The organism is Jejuia pallidilutea, from assembly GCF_002973595.1.
Taxonomy (GTDB): Bacteria; Bacteroidota; Bacteroidia; order Flavobacteriales; family Flavobacteriaceae; genus Jejuia; species Jejuia pallidilutea.
The window spans coordinates 199,203-222,020 of the sequence record NZ_PVEO01000002.1 but is presented as its reverse complement, the minus strand read 5'-3'; the positions used below and the strand labels follow the sequence as shown (position 1 = coordinate 222,020).

Here is a 22,818-nt window from a genome sequence, read left to right as displayed (position 1 = left end):
TTAGTTGTTATCGGTTAGTTGTAAAAATTGTTCTTCAAGGCTTTCCTTACGTTGTACTAAATGGGTTAATACAATGCCTTTTTCAAAAAGTTGCTTGTTAAAGTCTTCAGAACTCAACGGTTCATTTAAAAAAGCCGTAACTAAATCGTCGTTGGTTTTTACTTTACCAAAAACGGGGTCTTTTTCAATAACATCCAAAAGCGCTTTTTGATTGTTACACTTTAGCTCAAAAAAACCATGGCTAGAAATCATTTCGTCAACTCTGCCAGAATATAGTTTTACACCTTTACGCAACACCACAACGTGCGAGCATACTTTTTCTACTTCATCCAGCAAGTGAGACGCCAATAAAATGGTTGTGCCTTGTTGGGCAATATCCTTAATTATTTGTCGTATTTGATGGATTCCCTGTGGGTCTAAGCCATTTGTAGGTTCGTCTAAAATTAAAATTTCAGGATCGTTTAATAGGGCAGAGGCAATGGCTAAGCGTTGTTTCATCCCTAAGGAATATGTTCTAAACTTGCTGTTTTTACGTTCCAATAAGCCAACCACTTCTAGTTTTTCATCAATCTTATTAGGGCTTACGCCTTTAATTTTACAAACCAGTTTTAGGTTTTGGTACGCAGTCATATAAGGATAAAAGTTTGGTCTTTCAATAATGGCACCAACTTTTTTAAGCGCATCGTGGGTTGTTGTATTGCCATCAAACCACTTAAAATCGCCCGATGTTTTGTTTACAACATTTAGCACTATGCCCAATGTGGTAGATTTTCCACTGCCATTAGGTCCTAAAATACCGTAAACATTACCTTTATTTATGGTGAATGAGAGGTCTTTAACTGCCGTGAGATAACCAAATTTTTTGGTAAGATTGTTTATTGTTAAAATGGGTTCCAAACGTAAAAAGATTTAAACCGAAATAAATTCAGTTATAGATTAGTTATGTAATTAAGACGAAGGTCTGCTGTTTTTGTTACATTAATGCAAAGAAAATCTTAAATTTGAATAATGTTAAAGATATGGATGATTTAAAAATTTCGAAAAAAAAACCGTCTTACCCAATTTCAGATAAATTAGATAGCTATCTTTCTGAATATAGTAGAAGCTTAAAACTGCCTATTTTGTACGATGATCTGTTAAGATTTCAAGGCGCTATTGAAGTGTTGGATGAGGATGATGAAGATACGCTATGGGTACGCGTGTACTACAGCGAATTTGATAGACAAGAGATAGATGCTTCGCTAAAAAAAGTATATACCATTTTACATTCTGATGGGAATGAAGATATTTTTCCATTTTTAAGTGTAGATGCTATAGATTACTGTACGTTTGGAAACTCTAAACCTTTTAGAATAAAGGTGAGAAATATTTTAAACGATAATTACACCTATTTTTATGTAAAGGTAGCCGATGCATCTAGAATTTACGGCTTAGAACTAGAGCACATGTTATCGCCCTACAACTTAAATTTTTTAGTAAGCGATAACACGTTAATAGAGGAGCATATTGCAGGTATTCCTGGAGATGTATTTATAAAAGATATGTTGCCCAATTGTACAAAGCGCGAAAAAGCACAAATAGCAAAAGAGTTTGTAAAATTTAATGAGCGTTGTATGATTCGTCTTTTGGGCGATATGCGCTCGTACAATTATGTTATTGTACCTACGCACGATTTTGATAAAGTGGTTTATAAGATTAGGGCAATAGATTTCGACCAGCAATGTTACGAAGGCAAGTTTAATATTTACCGTCCGCAGTTTTTTAAAGAAAACGTAGAAATGGTAAAAATAGTTTCAGGGTCGTTTCAAAAGTTATCTATAGAACAGTATAAAATTGAAGAACGTTCTATACTGGTAAAACGCTTAAAAAGTTACAATGCCCGCATTAATGAGCTTTTAGAGTGTATTGTGGTAGATAATATCTCTAAAAAAGAGCACATAGATTTATTAAAAATGAAAATTTTTGAGTTTACGCACGATGTAAATTTCAAGAAATGTAAAACTATGGGCGATATTTTAGAAAAGGCTTTAGAGTTTTTGGTGCATAACTACGAAAACGTAAACCCGTTGCATGTTATGCGAAAACGTGTTTAATTCCAATTTTCGTCGAAGTCTAAATTGTCGTAGTCCTCAACATCAATATCATCATCAAAATCGTTAAAATCGTCGCCACCTTCGGCTTCAAACACACGGTCTGGTGCAGTATCGGGTACTTGCCCCTGTACAAACATTAGGTTGGGGTAGTCGTGTCCTTCAACAACATCAACAATTTCTGCCAGTTCAACATAAAAGGTCCACATGCTTAAAAAGTCGTACACATAAATTAGTTTGGTTTGCGCTTCGTGTACTACAGCAGAAATTTCGGTTTCGTTCATTAAACGTGCAGTACCATTATCACTTAAATCAAATAAAGATATTTCCTCACCTTGGTCCCACTGGTCGTTGCTAATGTAAAAAGAAGCCATTTCCGTACCATCAAACCCAAAAGATTGGGTAATAATGTTGTGTAGGTCTTCTAAAGAGTCGGTTTCACGAATTTCTAAATCGCGAAAAATATCGTCTTCGGTATCATTATCTAAAATGACTCTAAATCTATAAATCATAACAAAAAAAATTGAGGTGCAAAGATATAATTTTTGTTACGGAACTCGTTTAAACTTTTTCAGTTATGCCTAAAATTATTCATTTAGTGCTTGGTTAAAGTTTTTTATAAAACAACGCTATACACTAACAGGGCTTTTGTGATAAATTAATGCGATTTTTAATTGTTTTTCTGCCATGGTACTTAGGTTTACTACGTTTTATTTTAAAACGTATCTTATTCCTATAAAACCACGTATTAATATGTCGCTTAAATCCGTTTCATAAGTAGGGGTTAATTCAATATTAAATGATAATTTTTTTAAGTTTTCAAACGGTTTAATTCCAATTCCAACGGGTAAAACAATTCCATTAATGTTATTTAAAGATAAACCTGCTCCAATATAAGTTTCATACAGTGCTCTCTTTATAAAATTATAGTTTAAGACAATCTCAGGTGTAAAATTTTCAATATTCGTACCAGAGTACATTCTAAAATCTCCCCATAAATTTTCATTAAACTCATAACCAATTGCAATTTTAGAATTGGTGTCGTTTAGGTAAAAGGACGTTGATATTTGTGAGTAACTGTTAAAGCTAAACATTGTAATAACGAGTATTAAAATTTGATGTTTTAGATTCATTTTATTATTTATTTATGATTTCGAATTCGGAACTTTAAAAAGTTAGTTAGAAACTAACTGTCTACAAACAAGCTGTTACTTGTGGTTGTTCTTAGGTATAGTTTTTATTTGTTTTTTACATTTTTAATCATCTCAATTACTGCGTTAATTACAATTGTTGGTTCTGAATAATGTATGTAATGTCCGCTTTTAACTGTACTTATAAGTTTTGCTTTTGGCCTATCTTCAATCCAATTATTAAATAGCTCTTTCTTAATTTTTACATCTTCAGGCTTAAATGGTGGTGGAACTTGATAAGACGCAAGTAGTGTAATTGGTATGTCCTTTGGAAAATCAATTGTTTTCAGTTCCTTTTGCATATTCGGTAATTCTTTAAATTCATTTTGAATAGCGATTGGTTGATTAGCATAAAAACCATTCATACCATTAGTCATCATTTCTGCTTCTTCCTTAGATTTAGTTGCTAATATACTTTCCATTAGTTTTTCGTGAGATGGGTCGACCAATACTAATCCTTTCACTTTTTCAGGATATGAATTTTGAAATTTTCGTACAATAAAACCGCCTAGTGAGTGCCCAACTAAAATGTATGGTTCTTTAATTTTGTTGTCTTCAAGGAAACTATTTAGCTCAGTTACAAGATTATCTATAGTTCTAGCTTTTTCGGTTGTAGAAGATTTGCCTAAACCAAGTCTGTCGTAACTTATTGTAGTGGTGATTTTAGAAATACTGTCTTGAACTTGTTTCCAACCTTCTAAATTTTCTCCAAGACCAGATTCAAATACCACAACAGGACTTCCAGTTCCTTTTATTTTAAAATTAATAGTGTTTTCTTTTCTGTTAGTTTGTGAGAAACAACTAAATACAATTGAGCAAAATAGAATTAAAAAGGAATGTTTAATTTTCATTGTATATTGATTTAGGAGCGTCAATTAGGACTAACAGATTTGTATATAGCTCGTTGCGTGGTTTAGCACTTAACTTTGCAATTACACACCAAACTGAAAATCTAATAGGATTTTTAGAAGTAGACGAGAACAAGCAATTACTTATAGTCAATGTTAGCAAAAGTTTTTATTTCATCTATTAATATTTTCGAATAGCAATATTCTCCTCTTTCAGAGATGTAATTGCCTTTACTATCAATAATCAGATAGCCTCCACAAGGATAAGGAATAGGATAAAATGTTTTTTCAATCAGACTATTAATATCAGATTGCCAGTCAATTTTATTACCAAATCCTTTTAGTCCGTCATCTGATTTATATACAAACAGTTGTTTTAAATTTTCTATTTTATCAAACTTTCTACGATACTTGTTATATTTTGATTTAAAATTTGATTTATATCCATTTGTACTGCATTTGTCATTTCCAGGGTAATAATTTATTAGAAATATTTCATTATCGCTGAACTCCTCATTTTTACAAAATGTATTTTTAATTGAGTTAAGAACCTTTAGTTCTATTTTACCTTTCTTGTATCTAGCAACTTTTACATTTAAGTAAGCAGAGTCTAATTCAAATCTTAGATTATAGTCAAAAGGCTGTTCAGACTTTTTGTCAAACTCAGTTTTTGATATATATTCAAAATCATCATTGACGTAAAGTTCTTTTTTCTGAGCAAATGAAAAAAGATGAAAAAAACATATTAATAAGATAGTTAAGGTTATTTTCATTTTGTAAATTTTTGCTAACGGCGGTAACGTATGATAATAGTAGCGGATTTTACTCACTAACTTTTCGATTAAACATAGACCTTTTTTTATTCACTTTCTTTCGTTTTAGCGATAAAACCGCTATTATTTCTTATACATTGTTAGCTCTCGTTTTTTTCTTTCATTTTCAGAAAATTCAGGGGTGTCATAACTGCGATTGAAGAGGTTCTATAATCTTTTATATTCCGAGTAATAATTGCATCTAAACCTTTAATTGTAAGAGCAGAAGAATATTGGATAGAATCTTCATAGTCTGTAAATCGATTCTTTAACGCTTGAATAATCTCTTTTTTTGTAGTTCCGACAATTTCGGTCATTTCGGTTAATGTTTCAACAACTTCAAGTGTTTTCTTGTGCCCTAAAAACCTCCTCACTATGTAATAGATGTTGTTTATACTTACAGCAGATAAGTATAATTTAACATCACCTTGTTCATTTAATTCAAAAAGTTCGCTCGCAGGATTAACGTGAAGTTCTCGGTCAGTAAAAAAGTCAATCACCACATCCGAATCAACAAAAAGTTTATACTCCATATTTTTTTGACAGTTCTTCGGTTAAAATTTGTTTATAATCAAAATTATCATTGGTTTTAATAATTCCTCTTAATTTTCTAACCTTAGGTGAAAGTTGTTTTTCCTTGATTTTCATTCTTTTGACAGTTACAAACTTGAAATAATTTTCTACCATTTCCGAAAGACTTTGTCCTTTTTCCTTTGCATATTCTTTTGCAATTTCAATGACTTCTTTTTCTATTGTCAAAGTTAATTTGGTATTCATACTATTCGTCTTTTAAACAAAGATACGTGTTTTTTTTTTATTTGCAACACGTGTTTCAAATAAGAGCTAACGGACCAGTGTATGATTTCGTTGCGTGTCTCAACAACTAATTTAGCAAATATATACCGAATAGAAAATCCGCGAGGATTTTCGTAAGTAAGCCTTTACTAGCAATGAATTATACACATTGTTGCCCACAGTTATTTTTCAGTTTCTTTTTTATAAAATTCTTTAAATATTAATTCAGGCGTTTCATCTTTTAATTTCGTTTTGTTCTTATGAGTAGATATAATTTTAATTTCATCATCGATGAAAATCCCTTTAGTTATTCTTTTGACTATTTCCTTTTCAGGTTGTTCTATTAAAGTCACTTCTATCATATTTGGAAGCTCTTTTTCTTTTTCAGTTGGTGTTTCGTCTGCTGATATAAATCCAAATCGTTTCTCTCCGTTACTTAAAGAGTATAAAAAACGTATTGTTGCGAGCTTATTTATATTCGGAATATTTTTAAAGGGAATTTTTAAGCTGAAATCATCTTCCAGTATCATTTCAAACTCTTCAATTTCCCAATCTTCTTCGCCCAAATCAAAAAGAAATGCGATATTGATATTTTTGTTAGTTAAGTCAGAGCCTTTATCCGTTTTAAATTCCAGTTGGAAAAATTCGTTTTGGTCGTTAGTTGAAAAACTAAAATGAGAATCACTTGCTTTTACCTCATACTGGTCATAAAAAAAGATTGTATCGTTTTTTCTTTCCCAAATTCCATTATATTCTCTCCAAGTTAAACAAGAATTAATTACTTGTCTACTCCAAAATTCAAATTCACTATCTGTTTTGAGAGTTATTTCAGATATTTTATTGTCAATTACCCAACCTTGATTATTTCCAATCCGTGAATCATTCACATAAGAAACTGGTGTTTTTTGCCCAAAAATATACTGAACTAGCAGAAGTGAAAATATGATTGCAAAAATGTTTTTCATAATTGTGGGCAACTAAATCATATCAACACCCTTTAGAGTATTATCCCATCCTTTTGTTAGGATAACCATGGTTTTGGTGTAAAAAAGTGTGTTATTAATTGCTTTGTTAAAAATATAAAATTTAAGATATTACACAAAGGTTTTGTATAAATATCTTATTTCTATAGTGGTGTATTACTTACTAAGTTTAAGTAGTTTAAATAAAAATTGTGGGAAGCGTAAACTTAAAAGAATTTAGTTATGGTTTAGCACTATAAAACCTAAGAGTATATTTAGTTTAATTACTGGCGTAAGTAATTGTTTATAGAGACCTGTTTATTAAAAAAAATTATAAACCTTGTAAGATCCTGAAGATCTACAAGGTTATAAAATCTTTTTGTAATATGTGTAATTATTTTAAAATCAGTTATTTAATAATCATGAAACAAGCTATTAGTTTAAAGCTGCCTTGTAAGTTTCTAAACAGCGTTCTCTTGCAAACTTATGGTCTACAATTTGTTCAGGATAGGTAAGTTCTTGAAAATCTGGCACCCATTTTTTTATGTAGTTTAAGTCCTTATCAAATTTTTGTATTTGCGTTGTAGGGTTAAATATTCTAAAGTAAGGTGCGGCATCTACACCACTACCGGCTACCCACTGCCAATTTCCTACATTGCTTGCCATTTCGTAATCGTGTAATTTTTCGGCAAAATAGGCTTCGCCCCAGCGCCAATCTATTAACAAATGTTTGCATAAAAAGCTACCAACCAACATGCGCACACGGTTATGCATAAAACCAGTTTGGTTGAGTTGGCGCATACCTGCATCTACCAAAGGATACCCGGTTTTTCCATCGCACCACTTTTTAAACTCGGCTTCGTTGTTGCGCCATTGTATGCGGTCGTATTTAGATTTAAAACTTTCGTCTTTTGTATGTGGAAAATGCCAAAGGATTTGCATAAAAAACTCGCGCCAAATAAGTTCTTGCCAAAAAATTTCGTTTTTTTCTGCTATGGCTTTCTTTATCATTTTTCTAATACTTACGGTACCAAAGCGTAAATGTGGCCCTAATCTAGAGGTGGCATCTTTTGCTGGGAAATTACGCGTATCTTCATAGTCTTGAATAAGGGTTGGCGTTACATCGTAAGCAGCTATTTCTTGACTAGACTTTTTAAAACCTATGTCTGATAAGCTTAAATTTGGTAACCTAGAGTGTTTTACCAAATTGTTTAAGTAGTTGTTTGTGTAGTAGATTTCTAGGTCTACAGACTCAAATTTTTCTTTCCAGGTTTTCATATAAGGCGTGTACACCACGTAAGGATCGCCATCTTTTTTTACAACCTCGTCCTTCTCAAAAATAACCTGATCTTTAAACGTTTTAAATGTAATAGTGTTTTCATTTAAAAATGTTTCTATGGCGGTGTCGCGCTCCTTAGCGTAAGGTTCGTAATCCCTATTGGTAAATACCGTTTTTATATCATAATCTTTCACCAATTGCTTATAAATGTCAATTGGTTTACCATGAAACATTGCAATACTGCTCTCGTGTTCTTCTTGCAGTTTATTGCGCATGTTTTGCAAGGTTTCAAAAATAAAGGTAACTCGTGCGTCGTCTTCGGGCAATTTATCCAATATTTCAGAATCAAAAATAAAAATTGGTAAAACAGGATGGTCTCCTTTTAGGGCTTGGTAAAAGCCAACATTGTCATCTAGTCTTAAATCGCGTCGAAACCAAAAAATGTTTAGAGGTTGTTTCATTGTTAATATTTACCGAATAATGCTTCTAATTTCTGGGTTCTGTAATTAAAAATTTCTTCGAGTTTTGGTTTTACTAAAATAGGGTGTACAAGTTGCCCAAGCAAACCAAAAGGCACTTTATAATCTATAATATCTTCCATTTCTACACCACCTTCAATTTCATTTATAAAATGTTTATGATGCCATAGGGCATAAGGGCCAAAGCGTTGTTCGTCTACAAAGTAGTGTTTGTTAACACAATGGGTTATTTCTGTTACCCATTTGGTTTTAATGCCCAAAACAGGTGTTACAATGTATTGAATAATTTGACCCGCAAACATAGGTCTATCGGCTCCAGATAAAATATGAAACCCCATATAATCTGGGGTAATGGTTTTTAAGTTTTTAGGGTCTGATAGAAATTCCCAAGCCTTGTCTACAGTAATTGGTAAATTCTGTTTTTTGTGTAAGGTGTATATTTTCATTTTTAATTATTCAAAAGTACATATGCGTTAAGCGATGTGGCGATGCACAACCAAATTAAATAGGGGAGTACTAGTATTGTTTTTATTTTCATTTTCTTAATAAAAGAAAATGTAAAGACTGCAACAACAAAAGTTAATAGTGTAATAATTGTAAGACCAAAACCAACTAAATGTTGATTGAAAAAAATGTAGTTCCAAATAATATTTAGTACAAATTGAATGCTAAATAAACCTAATACTGTTACATTGGGTAGCGCTTTGTATAGGTAGGCCATATAAATAGAAAAGCATATCATTATGGTAGTCCACGCAGCACCAAACACCCATCCGGGAGGCGTCCAAGGCGCCTTGTTTAAATTTATGTACCAACTGGTTTGCGGACCATTAGCCATTAACCAACTGCCAATGGCTAATGCTCCAAAATTAATGACTAAAAAAATGACGGTGTATTTAAGCAGCTTCATGTTTCATGTCATTCAATATTTTAGCGATTTCTTGTGCTTCGGCATATTTTTCATCGCTAGCAGCTCTATTAACGGTAGAGAGGTCGTGCCACTCTTTCATTAATTTTTTAAACTTTTCTTCTAATTTTTCTTTTTTTGATTTTTTCTTTAGGAAACTAAACATAGCAATTTATTTTAAGTGTTTTACAATTTTTGAACTTAAAGGACTGGTTGTGGAATAATAATAGTCTATTAAATCTCCTTTTGCATCTACCAGATACTTTTGAAAATTCCACTTTACGGTAGAATCTTTTACGCCGTTATTTATTTTTTGGGTTAACCATGTATACAACGGATGTTGGTTTTTGCCTTTTACATCAATTTTTTCTGTAATTAAAAAACTAACACCATAATTTACCTCGCAAAATGTTTCTATGGTATTGGCATCTCCAGGTTCTTGTGCACCAAATTGATTACATGGTACACCAATAACTTGTAGTGTTTCACCATAGGTTTCATAAAGCTTCTGCAAATCTTTATATTGTGGCGTAAACCCACATTTAGAGGCTACATTTACAAAAAGAATATATTTTCCTTTAAAACTAGATAAATCTATAGGTTTACCGTTTAAAGCGTTAATGGAAATACCGTAAATGTTATCAATATCCATTTTTTGTTTTGGGCTTTTTGTACCTAGGGTAGCAACAAATGCTTTTAGGGGATTCATAATTTTAAATTTTAAAGCTTACGATACCGCAATCCATTTCGAATACCTGACCGGAAACTGAAGCAGAACTATCAGACAATAAAAACTCTGCCATATCTGCTACTTCTTCTGGAGATAGGAATTTTTTTAGGGGATGACGTTCCGTAATATTGTCGATCATTTTATCATTCCGTAAAAGTTTAGATGCGAGTTCTGTATTGGTTACAGTAGGGGCTATGGCATTAATGCGTAGCGTAGGTGCTAATTCGGCACCTAAAGATTTTACTAAACCTTCTACACCCGATTTTGCTACAGCTATACTCGCATGGTAGGGCATACCAAGTTTTGCGGCAACAGTACTAAATAGTACTACCGAAGGCGTATTGCCATTCTTTAAAATTGGAAGGTATTTTTGAATTACTTTTACTGCGCCAAGTACGTTTATATCAAAGTCTTCTTTAAAATCATCTATACTTAAACGAGATATGGGTTTTAAATTAATACTGCCGGGGCAATACACTAAACCGTCCGCATTTTCTATTTCGGGTAATTCGTCTTGGGTAACATCACAATTAAAGTGTGTTAAGTTATCGTGTGAAATGCTAGGAGCGCTTCTGCTTATGTTTATAACTTTGCAGTAAGATACTAACTTAGCAACAATGGCTTTACCAATGCCCTTACTTCCACCAACTACTATTATTGTTTTCATAGGTTTCAGGGCATTTTATTTTTATGGCCTGCCCTTTAGCCGTTTTTCAATTTTTTGTTTTATTACTGTTAAACGTTTCATTAAATCCATAATTTCAGGATCTTTTTCTACTTTGTAGATATCGTTTAAACTTAATATTAAATCTTTTACTTCTCTAGACGATTCTATGCGTTCACTAGTTGTTTTAAACGTGTGTCTGCGTTGTTCAAATTCTAAAGCCTTATCAATAATCTCCATAATTTTAGCTTACTATATTTTGTATGTTGCGCGCTAGTTTTGCACAAGTTTGCAATATAATAAAATATAGAAGATTAGCTATTTTTATACAGATTTATTAAGGAAAATTTAATATTTTAAGGAGTTAACTAACTCTTTTTGATAGTTATACTGTTAACGGTGCACCTTTTAAACGCTTTTCTACTTTTCGTTTTATAGCAGTTAAACGTTTCATGATATCCATAATTTTTTCATCTTTTTTCACCTTGTAGATTTTGTTTAAATCTAAAATTAAGGCTTTTGCCTCTCTAGAGATTTTTACGCGATCGCTAGTAGACAATGATCTCATTTTTCTTTGCTCAAATTCTAATGCTCTGTCTATTAAATCCATGATGTTAACTGTTTAAATAATTTTGTATTTCTGTAATTTTTTCTGAAGTATTAAACTGCCCGCCATAATATGCGGTAACCGTCGCAGAAGTATCATCTTTAATACCCCTTGATGATACACAAAGATGTTTTGCATCTATAATAACTGCTACATCTTCTGTATCTAAAATTGTTTTTAACTCGTTAGCAATTTGGTTTGTTAAACGCTCTTGAACTTGAGGGCGTTTGGCGTAATATTGTACTATTCTATTCAATTTAGATAAACCAATAACTTTACCAGAAGAAATGTAGGCTACATGGGCTTTACCTATAATTGGCACGAAATGATGTTCGCAATTAGAATAAAATGTAATGTTTTTTTCTACCAACATTTGGTTGTACTGGTACTTATTATCAAATAATGCAACCTTAGGTTTGTTTTCAGGGTTTAATCCAGAGAAAATTTCGTCTATGTACATTTTGGCCACACGCTTAGGAGTGCCTTTTAAGGAATCATCGGTTAGATCTAGACCCATAACGTCCATTATTTCTTCAAACAAAATGGCAATGCGCTCCTTTTTTTCTGTGTCAGATAATTTAAAGGCATCTTTTTTCATTGGAGTTTCTAAGCCAGTGCTTAGATGGTCGTCACCTATATCTTCTATTGAAAATCCGTTTAATTTGTGACCGTTGTTTTGCTTTACTTTTAATTTTTCTATTTGCATATCATCTTTTTTATGTGCTGTTTTAACTTAAGTTCCCATTTTTATGAGAATGATAATTTCAATCGATTCTCAACTAAATAGCTGAGAGATTCTTTTAAATTAATCAAAGCACGTTAGCGTTTTGAAATTCTATTGTGAGTAATTTGTTTTTGTCTGCTACACTTAAATCTTCCTTTTTCAAAAGAGCGTAATTTTTCATGTTTTGTTTGTCGCCCCTGTACACGTTTTCGCCACATTTTAAAGCTGCTAGGTTTCATTTCTCGGCGCATCAAGTTTATAACTTCCTGCTCTTTCAGACCAAACTGATATTCTATGGCTTCAAAAGTTGTACGATCTTCCCATGCCATTTCTATAATTCTATCTGTTTCTTCTACCGTTAAGGTCATATATTCTGAAAATTATACTGTTCGTCATATTTTATTTTTTCATCCAACATTTTTTCAAAAAACCGTTTGTTTTCCTTAAAGGTTTTATTGTTTTTAAAATGAATGAATCTTCCCTGTGCATGTATGCTAGCACCATTTGTTTTATACATTACCAATTGGTAATAGGGTATGGCCCAGGTAAAATTTTTCAAGCCTTTATTGATAAAGATGAGAATACCACTTTTGCGCAACTCTATATTTGCGTAATTTATGTCTGCAACGGTATTCATGTAATTTTGTAGATTGGGGCTTACCTCACCAACAATCATACGTTTAGAGCCCACGCCTTTCATTTTTAAAGATTCTAAAAACGTAAAACTTTTACCTACTAGATCCTCTAAAAGTTGCTTATGTTCTTTGTTGTGGTATGTTGTGTTTAGTATCATTAAATCATCTTGATATCTCAAATATACAAAATGTTTAATGTTTATTAAAAAAAGTTAAACAAAAATTAACATCTCACTATTGATAAGATTTATTAATTCGTTTAGCATGTTGAAAATTAGTTGTTTACGTGTTTGAGAGACGTCTCCTAAGCGTATGTTTTTTAAGAATTCTTTTGCTTTCTTCTAGTACAGTTTTGTCTTTGCGGAGTTTCCATAGAGTGTCTCCAGCCTTTTTTCTTGTAACATCCAAATCAACTATAGGATGTGGGTAGTCTTTTCCTAGTTGAAAATTGTAGAATTGCTGTTCCAATTCGGTCATTAAATACGGTTCGTGGGCAAAAGGCGTATCTAATGCCTTTAATTCTGGTACCCATTTTTTTATAAAGGATGCTTCGGGGTCGTGCTCCAGACTATTTTTAACCGGATTATAGATACGTAGCATATTAATACCCGTTTCTCCTGCTTGCATTTGTAGCTGGGGAAAGTGAATCCCTGGTTCAAAATCTAAAAACATTTGCGATAAATGCGTAGTGGCTTCTTGCCAAGGTTGCCATAGGTTATGGGTAAAGAACGATACTACCAAAGCGCGCATTCTAAAATTTAAATATCCCGTTTCGTTTAAGCAACGCATACAGGCATCAACTAATGGGTAGCCTGTTTGCCCTGTTTTCCAAGCGATTTGATATTTTTCTGAAATGCTTTTTTTAAGCTTATGGAACCCCTTATTTACACTGGCATCTTCCATAGTGTGCTCCATCTCGAACTTTTGAATAAAATGTGTTTGCCATCGTAAACGCGACATAAACGCTTCTAAGGATTTTTTATATTTTGAAGTTTCTTTTAAATGATAAGCCTCATGATATACTTCCCTTACCGATAAATTTCCCCAAGCAATATAAGGTGAAATCCTGCTACAACTACTCCTAGCGGCTTCTGGCTTAGAGATATTAATCATATATTCTGGATAGCGTTCTTTGAAAAAGGATTTTAAGTACCTTAAACCTGTGGTGCGCCCCCCTTTTTGAAATGGTGTGAATTCTGGGGTGTTTAAATCTGGGAGATTAAAGTGTTGTTCTAGCGCATGTATTTCATCAATGGTTATAAGTTGGTTTGTGTTTGGACTAAACGCCAATGGTTCTATAGCATAAAATGCATCTACCATATCGTTCCATCCGTCTCTGTTTTTTAAACCACGTTGTACACCGTTGTTAATATTTTCGTGCCAATTTATTAAGTTGTTTTTGCAAAATCTTTTAAAATTTTTGTCTCTTTCAAAAGTAACGCGAATGCCTGTTTCCTGATGAGAGAAAATATCAGAAATGTGATAGTGCGAAAGCAATTGGTTTATACTGGCTATAATATCAGATTGTACAGCAAGTATTTTAGAATTGTATGCTTGTAACGCTTCATTTAAATCTACAATAGATTCTTTGATGAAATTCCAGTGGCGTTCACTATAATGCGGATCATTCATTAATAAAGGCTCAAAACTATACAGTAATAGTACTGGTTTTTTAGTATTTAATGCATTAAAAATAGCCTCGTTGTCGTGCAATCGTAAATCGCGTTTTAACCATACTACAGTTATGTGGGGCTTAGTATTCATCTTGGTGCGCTATTATATGTTGTGCTTTTTCTTTAATATTTTGTAAGTCCTGCTTATCCATTTTATCAAGTAGATTATACATCATACCCATTCTAAAATTATTGCTTAATTGGTCTCGCTTTTCGTCAAGGAAATTCCAGTATAAGCTATTAAAAGGACAAGCGTCGTCTTCTGTTTTTTTGCTCTTATTGTAATGGCAATTTTTACAGTAGTTACTCATTTTATTAACGTAGGAGCCAGAGGACACATAAGGTTTTGTTGCAATTTTGCCACCATCGGCAAACTGGCTCATACCTCTAGTATTGGTAAGTTGTACCCATTCTATGGCATCTACATAAATACCTAAATACCAATGGTCTACTTCGTCAGGATTGGTTTGGGTTAATAGTGCGTAATTACCAGTAATCATTAAGCGTTGTATGTGGTGAGCATATCCATTATCTAAAGAATTGTTAATGGCGTGCTTTAAACAATTCATTTTTGTGTTGCCGGTCCAGAAAAAATCAGGGAGTTTGTTGTGGTTATCTAGTGTGTTTAGATCTTTATATTCTGGCATAAATGCCCAATACATACCACGCATATATTCGCGCCATCCTATAATTTGACGTACAAAACCTTCAACTTGGGAAATGTGAATGTTATCGCCATGTTTGCGGTAATAGTTCATTACCGTTTTCACTACATCTTTGGGTGAAATAAGCTTTAAATTCATGGCGAAAGACAACCTAGAATGAAATAAATATGTTTCTTCGGTATGCATTGCATCTTGATAATCACCAAAATGAATTAAAAGGTGTTCGCAAAAATATTTAAGCTGTTCTATAGCTTGAGCCCGCGAAATAGGGTAGGAGAACGTTTTTGTTGTAAACCTTCCAATAGTTTTAATACCTGCGTTTTCAATATCTGAAACAATAGTATCTACGTTGTTTTTAAAAAGCTTATAATTGGGAATACTTACATCGCCTTTCCACTTGTTTCTGTTGCTTTTGTCGAAATTCCATTTACCGCCTTCAGGTTGGTCAGAGACCATTAAAATATCATGTTTTTTGCGCATATCTCTGTAGAAATTTTCCATGAGATATTGCTTTTTGCCTTTAAAGAATTGTTTTAAATCGTCTCTTTTAGTATAGAAATGTTCTGCTGAAACAGCTTTTGATGTGATGTTTAAATTGTTGCTAAACGCTTTAAGTTGTTCATCTAAACGGTACTCGTCAGGGTATATATACTCAAAGTTTTCAATGCGATGTTCTTCAATTACTTTTGATAGATTATCGGTTAAACTTTGTGTGTTTTTTTCATCATTAATTTTAAGGTAAATCACATTATGTCCATTCGATTCTATATCTAAACTAAACTGACGCATAGCAGCAAAAAAGCCTATTACCTTTTGGATGTGGTGTTTAACATAATCTGTTTCTTGGCGCATTTCAAACAGACAATACACCACATCGTTATTGGTTTCTTTAAACCAAGAATGTTTTATATTGAGTTGGTCTCCTAATATGAGTCTAAGTGTTTTCATTTGTTATATGTTTCTCTGTGCAACTCCGTATTTTCTCTGCAAACTTCTGTGAAACAACCTTTAAAATAATGTTTCTTGCAACCATAAATTTTGAAATTTACCATTGGCGTCATAGCGTTCAGCTTGAGTATCTACATTAAACTTTCGGTCTCTTGGGTCGTTTCCTACACCAGCCACATACATCCAATTGCCATAGTTGCTATGTACATCGTAATCTATAAGTAGCGATTCAAAATACGCAGCGCCAATTCTCCAATCTAATAATAGATCTTTAGCGAAAAATGACGCCACGTTTTGTCTACCCCTATTGCTCATCCAACCTGTTTTTTTAAGTTCTACCATATTAGCATTAACAAAGGTGGAACGGGTTTCGCCCTCTATCCATTGTTTTATTAGTGCTTGGTTGGTTTTCCATTCATATTCCTTGTTAAGAATACCACCAATTTTAAAAATAGTATTACCGTGTTTTAACGAAATGTATTTAAAGTAATCTCTCCAAATCAGTTCAAAAATCAACCAGTATGTAGATTGGTTTTTATAGTGTTCTTTTTCAAACTTTTTAACTTGCCAATAAATAGTTCTTGCAGAAATACTACCGTTAGCAAGCCATGGCGAGAATTTAGAACTGAAATCTGTTCCAACCAATCCATTTCTAGTTTTTTTATAAAAACCTAGTTTTTTAGTTTCAAAAAAATAATTGTTTAATCGTTGTATAGCTGAAGTTTCGCCACCTTTAAAAGGAAATGCTGTATTGGCATGTGTTTTAAAATCTTTAAAACCTAAATCTTTTAAAGTAGGTATTTGTGTACTATTTGAAATGTTTGTGTTTGGTGTTTGGGATTCTATACCCACAGAACTCCTAACTTTACTGTATTTTTCAACTTTTTTTCTAAAGTTTGTGAATACTTGCGGAATTTGAGAAAACGACATAGCAATATCCTCTGGGTGATATAGAAACTGGTCGAAAAACTCATGATATTCAACATTATTGGAAACGGCAGATTTAACCTTATTTAAAACATGTTGTTCTTCCACAGTCCATTCTTTTTGCAAATACATGGCACTTACACCATGTTTTTTTATGAGTTCAGGTATTATGAGTTCTGGTTTTTCATGGTGCACCAATAATTCAATATTTAAAGATTTTAGGTTTTTCTTTAAATCTTCAACAGTTTCAATTAAAAACTTTGCCCTGAACTTTTCTGTTTTTTTAAATCCAAAATCACCAATTTCAAAACTTCTAGGATCAAAACAGTAAACAGCAATAATATGGTTTTGCTGTTTTATGGCTTCATTTAAAACCATGTTATCATTAACCCTAAGGTTGTTTCTAAACCAAACTAATCCTGTATTGTTTTGTTCCTTCTGCATCTTTCGCTACAATATTTTACGTGTTCCCAGTTCTTTTCCCATTTTTTTCTCCATGTGAAAGGCCGTTTACAAATCGGACACGTTTTTTGTGGTAGGTGTTGTTTTTTGTGGTTCAACATTAACGAGTTTATTTATCATTCCTGTAAATATAAATCCGTGGAATGGTAATACAGCATACCAATACAACCTGCCCCAAAGTCCGCGTGGTCTAAAGGTTGCCGTTTGTTTTAGTTTTTTATCTTCTATTTTAAATTCTAACCAAGCCTCACCAGGTAAGCGCATTTCGGCATAGAGTAATAATTTCTGTTGTTTTTTATCTGCGAAAATTACGCGCCAAAAGTCTAGCGCGTCTCCTGCATCTAGCTGAGTTGGGCTAGTTCTGCCACGTCTTAAGCCTATACCGCCAAAAAGCTTGTCTATATAGCCCCTAATGCGCCATAACACTGTGCCATAGTACCAACCATTTTTACCACCAATACTCCAAATTTTATCTATGGTTTGTTTTGCATCAATAACCTCTCGTTCTTTATAATCGGTAAAACACCCAAACTTTGGTACGTTAACATATTTGTGCAAGCTGTTTCTTAATCTACCACTACTCACCATAGAATCTTTCCAACTGGAAACAATACTATTTTGCTCAATTTTTTCAAAAGCTAATTCTACGGCTTCTTTATAGGTAAGAGGTTTTACATTTAGTAGCTCGTTTATATTACTCTTTTTTCCTATAATTTGAACGCCCATACTATCTACTAAAGATGTAGCTAATTTATACGACGTAGACGTTACAAAATATAACCAATACGATGATAGTTTTGGTGTCATAACCGGTACGGTTAAAATGTAGCGTTTTAGTCCACGAACTTGTGCAAATTGCAAAAGCATTTCTTTGTAGGTAATAATTTCTGGTCCAAAAACATCGTAAGAGGTATTGTAAACTGTTTTGTTACCAGCGGCTTTGGTTAAAAACGACAGTACATCCCTAACCGCTAAAGGTTGTGTTTTTGTATTTAGCCATTTTGGAGCAATCATAAAGGGCAGCTTTTCAACCAAATCCCTTATTATTTCGAATGAAGAGCTCCCCGAACCCACAATAATACCCGCTTTAAAAATGGTTAACGCGTATTGTTTTGATGATAAGCGTTCTTCTACATTTTTTCTAGAGCGTAAGTGTTTAGATAATTTTTTTTCGTTGGTAATGCCACTTAAGTATATTACTTGTTTTACATCTGTGGTTTCAATGTAATCTTTGAAGTTTATAGCACATCGTTCTTCTAGAGATTCAAAATCTTTTGAAGAGTTAGACATAGAATGTATTAAGTAATACGCTACATCTATTTTTTTTGGAATATTTTTAAGTGTCTCTGGTTTTAAAAAGTCGGCTTCTACTACTAGTATGTTTTCATCTTCCGCATAACTTTTTTCAGCTCTTAATTTATCTCGTACTACACAAATAACAGTATGCCCTTCATTCAATAAAAAGGGTATAAGGCGTTTGCCTATGTAGCCTGTTGCTCCTGTTACGAGTATATTCATTTAATGTTATTTTATACAAATTCTACTAATTTATACAACTACAGACCTGCCGTAGTTGGGTGATACATTAGTTTTTAATTTCCAATGCTTTTGGTCTTTGATAACCAAAACGTGTTTTTGTTTCTGGAACGGCGTAACCGTCTAGACCATTAATGGCAGCAACTTCTGCTTTTGATAGGTTTATAAATCCATCTTCTTCAATTAGATGATCGTTTACATATAAACCCACAACCTTTCCTATAACCAAAATGGTATTATTTGCTTTAATATCGTATTCCTCAACAAACTCCATAGCCAATTGTACGGGAGCATGTTTAACGAAAGGCGCCTTAAATTCTGGTTTGTATTCTGCTTCTAGGTTGGTTACATCAAATTCAGAAATTGAGGCATCATACTTGGCAGAAGTATGGTGCGCGTCGCTAATAATAGTTTTGTGTATGTGGTTTATGGTGTAGTAGCCTGTGGCTTTTAAATTTTCGTAAGTATTTCTAATTACAGTTGTAGGCCTTAAAAAAAAACCAAGTATAGCAGGACTAGAGCCTATGTGTGTTACCGAACTAAATACGGCTACGTTTTCTTTACCATCTTGTGAGACAGACCCTATTAAATTTGCAGATTTGTAGCCCGAACAACTGTTAATTAAATTTATTTTATAAATATGGTTTAAAGCTTGTATGTCAGATTCATTAAAGTATTTCATTCTTAAGAGAGCCTTAAATAATTGTTGATTTTTATGTTTTCTGCCTTTAAATCGAACATTAAATTATAAAGACCAAAAAATGTTCTGTTTATGTATATAAAGTGTTTGGAACCTCGATTTCCGTTCATTTTCTTTAAATCGGTACTTTTAGAGTAGCGTTCGCCAAGTTCTGCTATTTTACCAAAAAAGGTTGCATCTGAAAAATCGAAAGTTTCTTGATGGAATGGTTGCGTAAACAAGCTTAACATTTCATGAAACATTGACGTGAAAAAGGTTTTTTCTGCTTCGCTATCATCATCCCTTAATATTTCAAGTTCATGGAGTTTTTCAACAAAATAAGCATTGTTATTGATGTTCTCAGGTCTAGCAAGCTCGAAATAGGGTGTATAAAATTCTTGAGGGATGGATTTCATACACCCAAAATCTAGAGCTATTAATTCTCCTTTTTCAGAAATAAGGAAATTCCCAGGATGAGGGTCTGCGTGTACTTTCTTTAAATTATGAATTTGGTACATGTAGAAGTCCCAAAGGGCTTGTCCTAATTTATGTGCTTTCTCGGTGTCGGTATTGTGAGCCGCAAATTCTGAAAGATGCTCACCATGCATGTAATCCATGGTAATAATACGTTCAGAAGATAAATCCTCGTAATACTCAGGAAACTTTAAATTATTAATGTGTGCACAAGCCTTTGAAATTTCTTTGCTCTGTTGCACTTCTAAAATATAATTAGTTTCCTCAACCAATTTGTATTCTACTTCTTTAAAATATTTATCAGAATCTTTTCCTTTGATGTTAAACATGCTCATGGCCACAGGTTTTACCATGGCTAGATCTGAAGCAATACTCTCTGCAACTCCTGGATATTGGATTTTCACAGCAAGTTTTTTCCCATTCTTAGTTGCAATGTGCACCTGACCGATGCTAGCAGCGTTTACAGAAGTTGCATTGAAAGTATCAAATAATTCATCGGGATGTTTCCCAAAATATTTTTTAAATGTTTTTATAACTAGAGGTGGCGACAACGGTGGTACCGAAAATTGAGCCAAAGAAAATTTTTCTACATAGGCCTGCGGTAAAATGCTTTTTTCCATACTTAACATTTGTGCAACTTTTAAAGCACTACCCTTAAGCTGTTTTAGTCCATCATAAATATCGGAAGCATTATTTTTGTTTAGGCGTTCTTTGGCTTCTTCTGGTGTTTTTACAATTTTATCGCCATAATATTTAAGATAGTTTACGCCAACTTTAGCGCCTGTAGACACTAATTTTGTAGCTCTTTGGATTTTTGATGTAGGTATGTTGTCTATGGTTTTCATGTAGTAGCCTTTAATTCATTTGAAATTTTTCCTTAAACAAAAATTTACCCAAGTCTAGTACACTTTTAAGAGGTGCAATATCTAAAACATCAAATGTTGTATTCACCGATTTTTCTATAAAAATATCTGTTTTCTCAAAAGATGCCGAGGTATCGTCTAGCCAAAACTTCATAGTTAGCAATAGTTGTAACCAAGCAGATTCCTTAAGCGCATTGTCTTGTAATTTCTCAAATTGTTCTTGTTTTATATCTAGCATTTGTATACCTAATTCGCTAACATATGTTGTAAAATGTTGTTTTAAACCAGATAGCATTTTTAAGCCTTTTAAATCTTTTTTGTACTTATCTAAAACATGTTTTACGTAACTTCTGTTCGCTGTAAGATTTTCAAAAAAGGTGTAATAAAAACTTAAGAGCTTATTTCTTGCGTCAAAAATTTTATAATCTTCACTATTATTCAAAGCATTTAATGAATTAGTGAAGAAAGCCTCGAATATGCCTTTTTCAATTGCATTGAAAGAAGCAAAATGTTCATAGAATTTAGCCTCGTCAAAATTATTCATTTTGGCAAATGCGAATACGGTTTTAGGATTAGAACCATGCTCTAACACATAATCCATGTACCAAGTTATAATGTCGTTTTTAGAAATAGATTTTTTCTTTGCCATGATTTGTTTATTTATGGTAAAGATACAAAATGTTTAACGAATATTAAAATAAGTTAAACAAAATTAAATATACTACAATAAGATTTTGTTATGGTGTTTATATGGAAGCTTATGGAAAGCCCTAGAAATGACTTAAAACAATAAGAGTAGCAGTGTTGTAAAACACTCTTTTTAAGCTTTTGTTAACAGTAAGTGTTTTTATAATGGTTAATTTTAGCTGGTAAAAACCTAATTATTAAAAACTACAAAAAAATGAAAAAATTATTACTATTGTTAATGACCTGTGCTACTGTTTATTCGGTACAAGCACAGATAGAAACACCACAACCAAGTCCTAGTGCTACATTAGAGCAAAAGGTAGGTTTAACCGATATTACTATAGAATACTCAAGACCAGGAGTTAAAGGCAGAAAAGTGTTTGGAGGTTTGGTGCCTTACGGAGACATGTGGAGAACAGGTGCCAATAAAAATACTATTGTAACTTTTAGTACTGATGCAACCGTAGACGGACAAACGTTAAAAGCAGGATCTTATGCCCTTTTTACAAAGCCAGGGGAAACCTCTTGGGACGTTTACTTTTACACAGACACCGAAAACTGGGGAACACCACAAAATTGGGATGAAAGTAAAGTAGCGGCCAAAACAACAGTGGAGCCTTCTGAAATTCCTTTTAATGTAGAAACCTTTGCTATGGATATTAATAATATTACCAATGCAGGAGGGCATTTAGAAATTATTTGGGAAAAAACCTATGTAGCCATACCCTTTACGGTACCAACCGATAATGCTGTTTTAGCTAGTATTAATAGTGTAATGAGTGGTCCTGGTGTAAACGATTACTATGCAGCTGCCGTATATTATTTACAGGAGAATAAGGACATGAAGACAGCGATGAAATGGATTGACAAAGCTGTAGAAATGACTAAAGACAATCCGCGCTTTTGGATATTAAGGCAACAAGCTTTAATACACGCTAAGGCAGGCGATAAGGAAGGCGCTATTGCAGCAGCAAAATCGTCTTTAGAGCATGCTAAAAAAGCAGGAAATAAAGGTTATATAAAAATGAACACCGATTCCTTAAAAGAGTGGGGAGCGATGTAAAAAATATTTAAAATCTACACAGAAAAGCGTAACTTTTTAAAGTTGCGCTTTTTTATTTTTGGGCGTTACTCCCGCTTAATGCGGTAGTCGCGCTTTCCGTTAAAAGTTTTGGTTCGATG

General features: G+C 33.0%; 29 protein-coding genes. 2 read left to right on the top strand and 27 right to left on the bottom strand.

The features are described 5' to 3' along the window. Positions 1-897, bottom strand: a complete 897-nt coding sequence (locus tag CLV33_RS04550; protein WP_105472897.1) for an ABC transporter ATP-binding protein — start codon at positions 895-897, stop codon at positions 1-3. A gap of 122 nt (positions 898-1,019) precedes the next feature. Between CLV33_RS04550 and CLV33_RS04545 the strand changes: the two genes are divergently transcribed. Next, complete coding sequence (locus CLV33_RS04545) at positions 1,020-2,093, top strand: hypothetical protein (protein ID WP_105473129.1); 1,074 nt, start codon at positions 1,020-1,022, stop codon at positions 2,091-2,093. Here the strand turns inward: CLV33_RS04545 and CLV33_RS04540 are convergent. The 26 genes from CLV33_RS04540 to CLV33_RS04410 form a co-directional block, all read right to left on the bottom strand. Then, positions 2,090-2,602 (bottom strand): IS1096 element passenger TnpR family protein, encoded by a 513-nt coding sequence (locus CLV33_RS04540; RefSeq protein ID WP_105472896.1) that lies wholly within the window; start codon positions 2,600-2,602, stop codon positions 2,090-2,092. The genes CLV33_RS04545 and CLV33_RS04540 overlap by 4 nt on opposite strands. 198 nt (positions 2,603-2,800) lie before the next feature. Next, the gene (locus tag CLV33_RS04535) at positions 2,801-3,223 is read right to left on the bottom strand and encodes a hypothetical protein (RefSeq protein ID WP_105472895.1); all 423 of its coding nucleotides are present in this window, start codon (positions 3,221-3,223) and stop codon (positions 2,801-2,803) included. A gap of 104 nt (positions 3,224-3,327) precedes the next feature. Further along, complete coding sequence (locus CLV33_RS04530) at positions 3,328-4,131, bottom strand: alpha/beta fold hydrolase (RefSeq protein WP_105472894.1); 804 nt, start codon at positions 4,129-4,131, stop codon at positions 3,328-3,330. A gap of 137 nt (positions 4,132-4,268) precedes the next feature. Then, entirely contained in the window at positions 4,269-4,901 is a 633-nt protein-coding gene (locus CLV33_RS04520; RefSeq protein WP_105472892.1) for a hypothetical protein, read from the bottom strand. Between the two features lie 140 nt (positions 4,902-5,041). Beyond that, on the bottom strand, positions 5,042-5,473 hold the full coding sequence (locus tag CLV33_RS04515; protein WP_105472891.1) for a type II toxin-antitoxin system VapC family toxin: 432 nt from the start codon (positions 5,471-5,473) through the stop codon (positions 5,042-5,044). Next, positions 5,463-5,717 (bottom strand): DUF6364 family protein, encoded by a 255-nt coding sequence (locus tag CLV33_RS04510; RefSeq protein ID WP_105472890.1) that lies wholly within the window; start codon positions 5,715-5,717, stop codon positions 5,463-5,465. Before CLV33_RS04510 ends, CLV33_RS04515 begins: the two co-directional genes overlap by 11 nt. Positions 5,718-5,917: 200 nt before the next feature. Next, positions 5,918-6,700 (bottom strand): hypothetical protein, encoded by a 783-nt coding sequence (locus CLV33_RS04505; protein ID WP_105472889.1) that lies wholly within the window; start codon positions 6,698-6,700, stop codon positions 5,918-5,920. A gap of 432 nt (positions 6,701-7,132) precedes the next feature. Further along, positions 7,133-8,437, bottom strand: a complete 1,305-nt coding sequence (locus CLV33_RS04500; protein ID WP_105472888.1) for a cryptochrome/photolyase family protein — start codon at positions 8,435-8,437, stop codon at positions 7,133-7,135. Between the two features lie 2 nt (positions 8,438-8,439). After that, on the bottom strand, positions 8,440-8,901 hold the full coding sequence (locus tag CLV33_RS04495; RefSeq protein ID WP_042246792.1) for an SRPBCC family protein: 462 nt from the start codon (positions 8,899-8,901) through the stop codon (positions 8,440-8,442). A 2-nt stretch (positions 8,902-8,903) separates the two neighbouring features. Next, entirely contained in the window at positions 8,904-9,365 is a 462-nt protein-coding gene (locus tag CLV33_RS04490) for a TspO/MBR family protein (protein ID WP_105472887.1), read from the bottom strand. Further along, positions 9,352-9,528: a Lacal_2735 family protein gene (locus CLV33_RS04485; RefSeq protein WP_042246788.1), complete on the bottom strand. Its 177-nt coding sequence runs from the start codon at positions 9,526-9,528 to the stop codon at positions 9,352-9,354. The genes CLV33_RS04490 and CLV33_RS04485 overlap by 14 nt, the downstream gene beginning before the upstream one ends. A 6-nt stretch (positions 9,529-9,534) precedes the next feature. Next, positions 9,535-10,071: a glutathione peroxidase gene (locus CLV33_RS04480; protein WP_105472886.1), complete on the bottom strand. Its 537-nt coding sequence runs from the start codon at positions 10,069-10,071 to the stop codon at positions 9,535-9,537. A gap of 4 nt (positions 10,072-10,075) precedes the next feature. Further along, positions 10,076-10,759: an SDR family NAD(P)-dependent oxidoreductase gene (locus CLV33_RS04475; RefSeq protein ID WP_105472885.1), complete on the bottom strand. Its 684-nt coding sequence runs from the start codon at positions 10,757-10,759 to the stop codon at positions 10,076-10,078. Between the two features lie 21 nt (positions 10,760-10,780). Further along, entirely contained in the window at positions 10,781-10,996 is a 216-nt protein-coding gene (locus CLV33_RS04470) for a hypothetical protein (RefSeq protein WP_042246784.1), read from the bottom strand. 145 nt (positions 10,997-11,141) lie between these two features. Beyond that, on the bottom strand, positions 11,142-11,366 hold the full coding sequence (locus tag CLV33_RS04465; protein WP_042246781.1) for a hypothetical protein: 225 nt from the start codon (positions 11,364-11,366) through the stop codon (positions 11,142-11,144). A 4-nt stretch (positions 11,367-11,370) separates the two neighbouring features. Further along, positions 11,371-12,069: a GTP cyclohydrolase I FolE gene (gene folE / locus CLV33_RS04460; RefSeq protein ID WP_042246779.1), complete on the bottom strand. Its 699-nt coding sequence runs from the start codon at positions 12,067-12,069 to the stop codon at positions 11,371-11,373. 113 nt (positions 12,070-12,182) lie between these two features. After that, positions 12,183-12,455, bottom strand: coding sequence for a TIGR03643 family protein (locus CLV33_RS04455; RefSeq protein ID WP_105472884.1), 273 nt, complete (start codon positions 12,453-12,455; stop codon positions 12,183-12,185). After that, the gene (locus CLV33_RS04450; RefSeq protein ID WP_105472883.1) at positions 12,452-12,880 is read right to left on the bottom strand and encodes a hypothetical protein; all 429 of its coding nucleotides are present in this window, start codon (positions 12,878-12,880) and stop codon (positions 12,452-12,454) included. The genes CLV33_RS04455 and CLV33_RS04450 overlap by 4 nt, the downstream gene beginning before the upstream one ends. A gap of 124 nt (positions 12,881-13,004) precedes the next feature. Further along, complete coding sequence (locus CLV33_RS04445; protein ID WP_105472882.1) at positions 13,005-14,486, bottom strand: cryptochrome/deoxyribodipyrimidine photo-lyase family protein; 1,482 nt, start codon at positions 14,484-14,486, stop codon at positions 13,005-13,007. Further along, complete coding sequence (locus CLV33_RS04440; RefSeq protein ID WP_105472881.1) at positions 14,476-16,008, bottom strand: cryptochrome/photolyase family protein; 1,533 nt, start codon at positions 16,006-16,008, stop codon at positions 14,476-14,478. Before CLV33_RS04440 ends, CLV33_RS04445 begins: the two co-directional genes overlap by 11 nt. Positions 16,009-16,068: 60 nt before the next feature. Beyond that, positions 16,069-17,379, bottom strand: coding sequence for a DASH family cryptochrome (locus tag CLV33_RS04435; protein WP_105472880.1), 1,311 nt, complete (start codon positions 17,377-17,379; stop codon positions 16,069-16,071). Next, on the bottom strand, positions 17,349-17,498 hold the full coding sequence (locus tag CLV33_RS04430; protein ID WP_081956313.1) for a DUF2256 domain-containing protein: 150 nt from the start codon (positions 17,496-17,498) through the stop codon (positions 17,349-17,351). The genes CLV33_RS04435 and CLV33_RS04430 overlap by 31 nt, the downstream gene beginning before the upstream one ends. Beyond that, positions 17,446-18,915: an SDR family oxidoreductase gene (locus CLV33_RS04425; protein ID WP_105472879.1), complete on the bottom strand. Its 1,470-nt coding sequence runs from the start codon at positions 18,913-18,915 to the stop codon at positions 17,446-17,448. The genes CLV33_RS04430 and CLV33_RS04425 overlap by 53 nt, the downstream gene beginning before the upstream one ends. Positions 18,916-18,982: 67 nt before the next feature. Beyond that, entirely contained in the window at positions 18,983-19,615 is a 633-nt protein-coding gene (locus CLV33_RS04420; RefSeq protein WP_042246765.1) for a flavin reductase family protein, read from the bottom strand. Between the two features lie 2 nt (positions 19,616-19,617). Further along, positions 19,618-20,931: an ABC1 kinase family protein gene (locus tag CLV33_RS04415; RefSeq protein WP_105472878.1), complete on the bottom strand. Its 1,314-nt coding sequence runs from the start codon at positions 20,929-20,931 to the stop codon at positions 19,618-19,620. Positions 20,932-20,941: 10 nt separating this feature from the next. After that, positions 20,942-21,598 carry a TetR family transcriptional regulator C-terminal domain-containing protein gene (locus tag CLV33_RS04410; protein WP_105472877.1) on the bottom strand — a complete coding sequence of 219 codons (657 nt, stop codon included), beginning with the start codon at positions 21,596-21,598 and terminating at the stop codon, positions 20,942-20,944. Between the two features lie 252 nt (positions 21,599-21,850). Here CLV33_RS04410 and CLV33_RS04405 point away from each other — a divergent pair, with 252 nt between their 5' ends. Continuing rightward, a complete protein-coding gene (locus CLV33_RS04405) occupies positions 21,851-22,699 on the top strand; it encodes a DUF2911 domain-containing protein (protein WP_105472876.1) in 849 nt (282 codons plus the stop codon). Positions 22,700-22,818 lie beyond the last annotated feature (119 nt).

Excerpts from the sequence above, each read along its gene's own strand:
- CLV33_RS04505 (WP_105472889.1), bottom strand. The coding sequence starts at position 6,700 with ATGAAAAACATTTTTGCAATCATATTTTCACTTCTGCTAGTTCAGTAT.
- folE (WP_042246779.1), bottom strand. The coding sequence starts at position 12,069 with ATGCAAATAGAAAAATTAAAAGTAAAGCAAAACAACGGTCACAAATTA.
- CLV33_RS04450 (WP_105472883.1), bottom strand. The coding sequence starts at position 12,880 with ATGATACTAAACACAACATACCACAACAAAGAACATAAGCAACTTTTA.
- CLV33_RS04440 (WP_105472881.1), bottom strand. The coding sequence starts at position 16,008 with ATGAAAACACTTAGACTCATATTAGGAGACCAACTCAATATAAAACAT.
- CLV33_RS04545 (WP_105473129.1), top strand. The coding sequence starts at position 1,020 with ATGGATGATTTAAAAATTTCGAAAAAAAAACCGTCTTACCCAATTTCA.
- CLV33_RS04430 (WP_081956313.1), bottom strand. The coding sequence starts at position 17,498 with ATGTTGAACCACAAAAAACAACACCTACCACAAAAAACGTGTCCGATT.
- CLV33_RS04405 (WP_105472876.1), top strand. The coding sequence starts at position 21,851 with ATGAAAAAATTATTACTATTGTTAATGACCTGTGCTACTGTTTATTCG.
- CLV33_RS04415 (WP_105472878.1), bottom strand. The coding sequence starts at position 20,931 with ATGAAAACCATAGACAACATACCTACATCAAAAATCCAAAGAGCTACA.
- CLV33_RS04540 (WP_105472896.1), bottom strand. The coding sequence starts at position 2,602 with ATGATTTATAGATTTAGAGTCATTTTAGATAATGATACCGAAGACGAT.
- CLV33_RS04410 (WP_105472877.1), bottom strand. The coding sequence starts at position 21,598 with ATGGCAAAGAAAAAATCTATTTCTAAAAACGACATTATAACTTGGTAC.
- CLV33_RS04500 (WP_105472888.1), bottom strand. The coding sequence starts at position 8,437 with ATGAAACAACCTCTAAACATTTTTTGGTTTCGACGCGATTTAAGACTA.
- CLV33_RS04480 (WP_105472886.1), bottom strand. The coding sequence starts at position 10,071 with ATGAATCCCCTAAAAGCATTTGTTGCTACCCTAGGTACAAAAAGCCCA.
- CLV33_RS04465 (WP_042246781.1), bottom strand. The coding sequence starts at position 11,366 with ATGGATTTAATAGACAGAGCATTAGAATTTGAGCAAAGAAAAATGAGA.
- CLV33_RS04515 (WP_105472891.1), bottom strand. The coding sequence starts at position 5,473 with ATGGAGTATAAACTTTTTGTTGATTCGGATGTGGTGATTGACTTTTTT.
- CLV33_RS04490 (WP_105472887.1), bottom strand. The coding sequence starts at position 9,365 with ATGAAGCTGCTTAAATACACCGTCATTTTTTTAGTCATTAATTTTGGA.
- CLV33_RS04535 (WP_105472895.1), bottom strand. The coding sequence starts at position 3,223 with ATGAATCTAAAACATCAAATTTTAATACTCGTTATTACAATGTTTAGC.
- CLV33_RS04495 (WP_042246792.1), bottom strand. The coding sequence starts at position 8,901 with ATGAAAATATACACCTTACACAAAAAACAGAATTTACCAATTACTGTA.
- CLV33_RS04475 (WP_105472885.1), bottom strand. The coding sequence starts at position 10,759 with ATGAAAACAATAATAGTAGTTGGTGGAAGTAAGGGCATTGGTAAAGCC.
- CLV33_RS04425 (WP_105472879.1), bottom strand. The coding sequence starts at position 18,915 with ATGAATATACTCGTAACAGGAGCAACAGGCTACATAGGCAAACGCCTT.
- CLV33_RS04455 (WP_105472884.1), bottom strand. The coding sequence starts at position 12,455 with ATGACCTTAACGGTAGAAGAAACAGATAGAATTATAGAAATGGCATGG.
- CLV33_RS04420 (WP_042246765.1), bottom strand. The coding sequence starts at position 19,615 with ATGAAATACTTTAATGAATCTGACATACAAGCTTTAAACCATATTTAT.
- CLV33_RS04435 (WP_105472880.1), bottom strand. The coding sequence starts at position 17,379 with ATGCAGAAGGAACAAAACAATACAGGATTAGTTTGGTTTAGAAACAAC.
- CLV33_RS04445 (WP_105472882.1), bottom strand. The coding sequence starts at position 14,486 with ATGAATACTAAGCCCCACATAACTGTAGTATGGTTAAAACGCGATTTA.
- CLV33_RS04520 (WP_105472892.1), bottom strand. The coding sequence starts at position 4,901 with ATGAAAATAACCTTAACTATCTTATTAATATGTTTTTTTCATCTTTTT.
- CLV33_RS04530 (WP_105472894.1), bottom strand. The coding sequence starts at position 4,131 with ATGAAAATTAAACATTCCTTTTTAATTCTATTTTGCTCAATTGTATTT.
- CLV33_RS04510 (WP_105472890.1), bottom strand. The coding sequence starts at position 5,717 with ATGAATACCAAATTAACTTTGACAATAGAAAAAGAAGTCATTGAAATT.
- CLV33_RS04485 (WP_042246788.1), bottom strand. The coding sequence starts at position 9,528 with ATGTTTAGTTTCCTAAAGAAAAAATCAAAAAAAGAAAAATTAGAAGAA.
- CLV33_RS04470 (WP_042246784.1), bottom strand. The coding sequence starts at position 10,996 with ATGGAGATTATTGATAAGGCTTTAGAATTTGAACAACGCAGACACACG.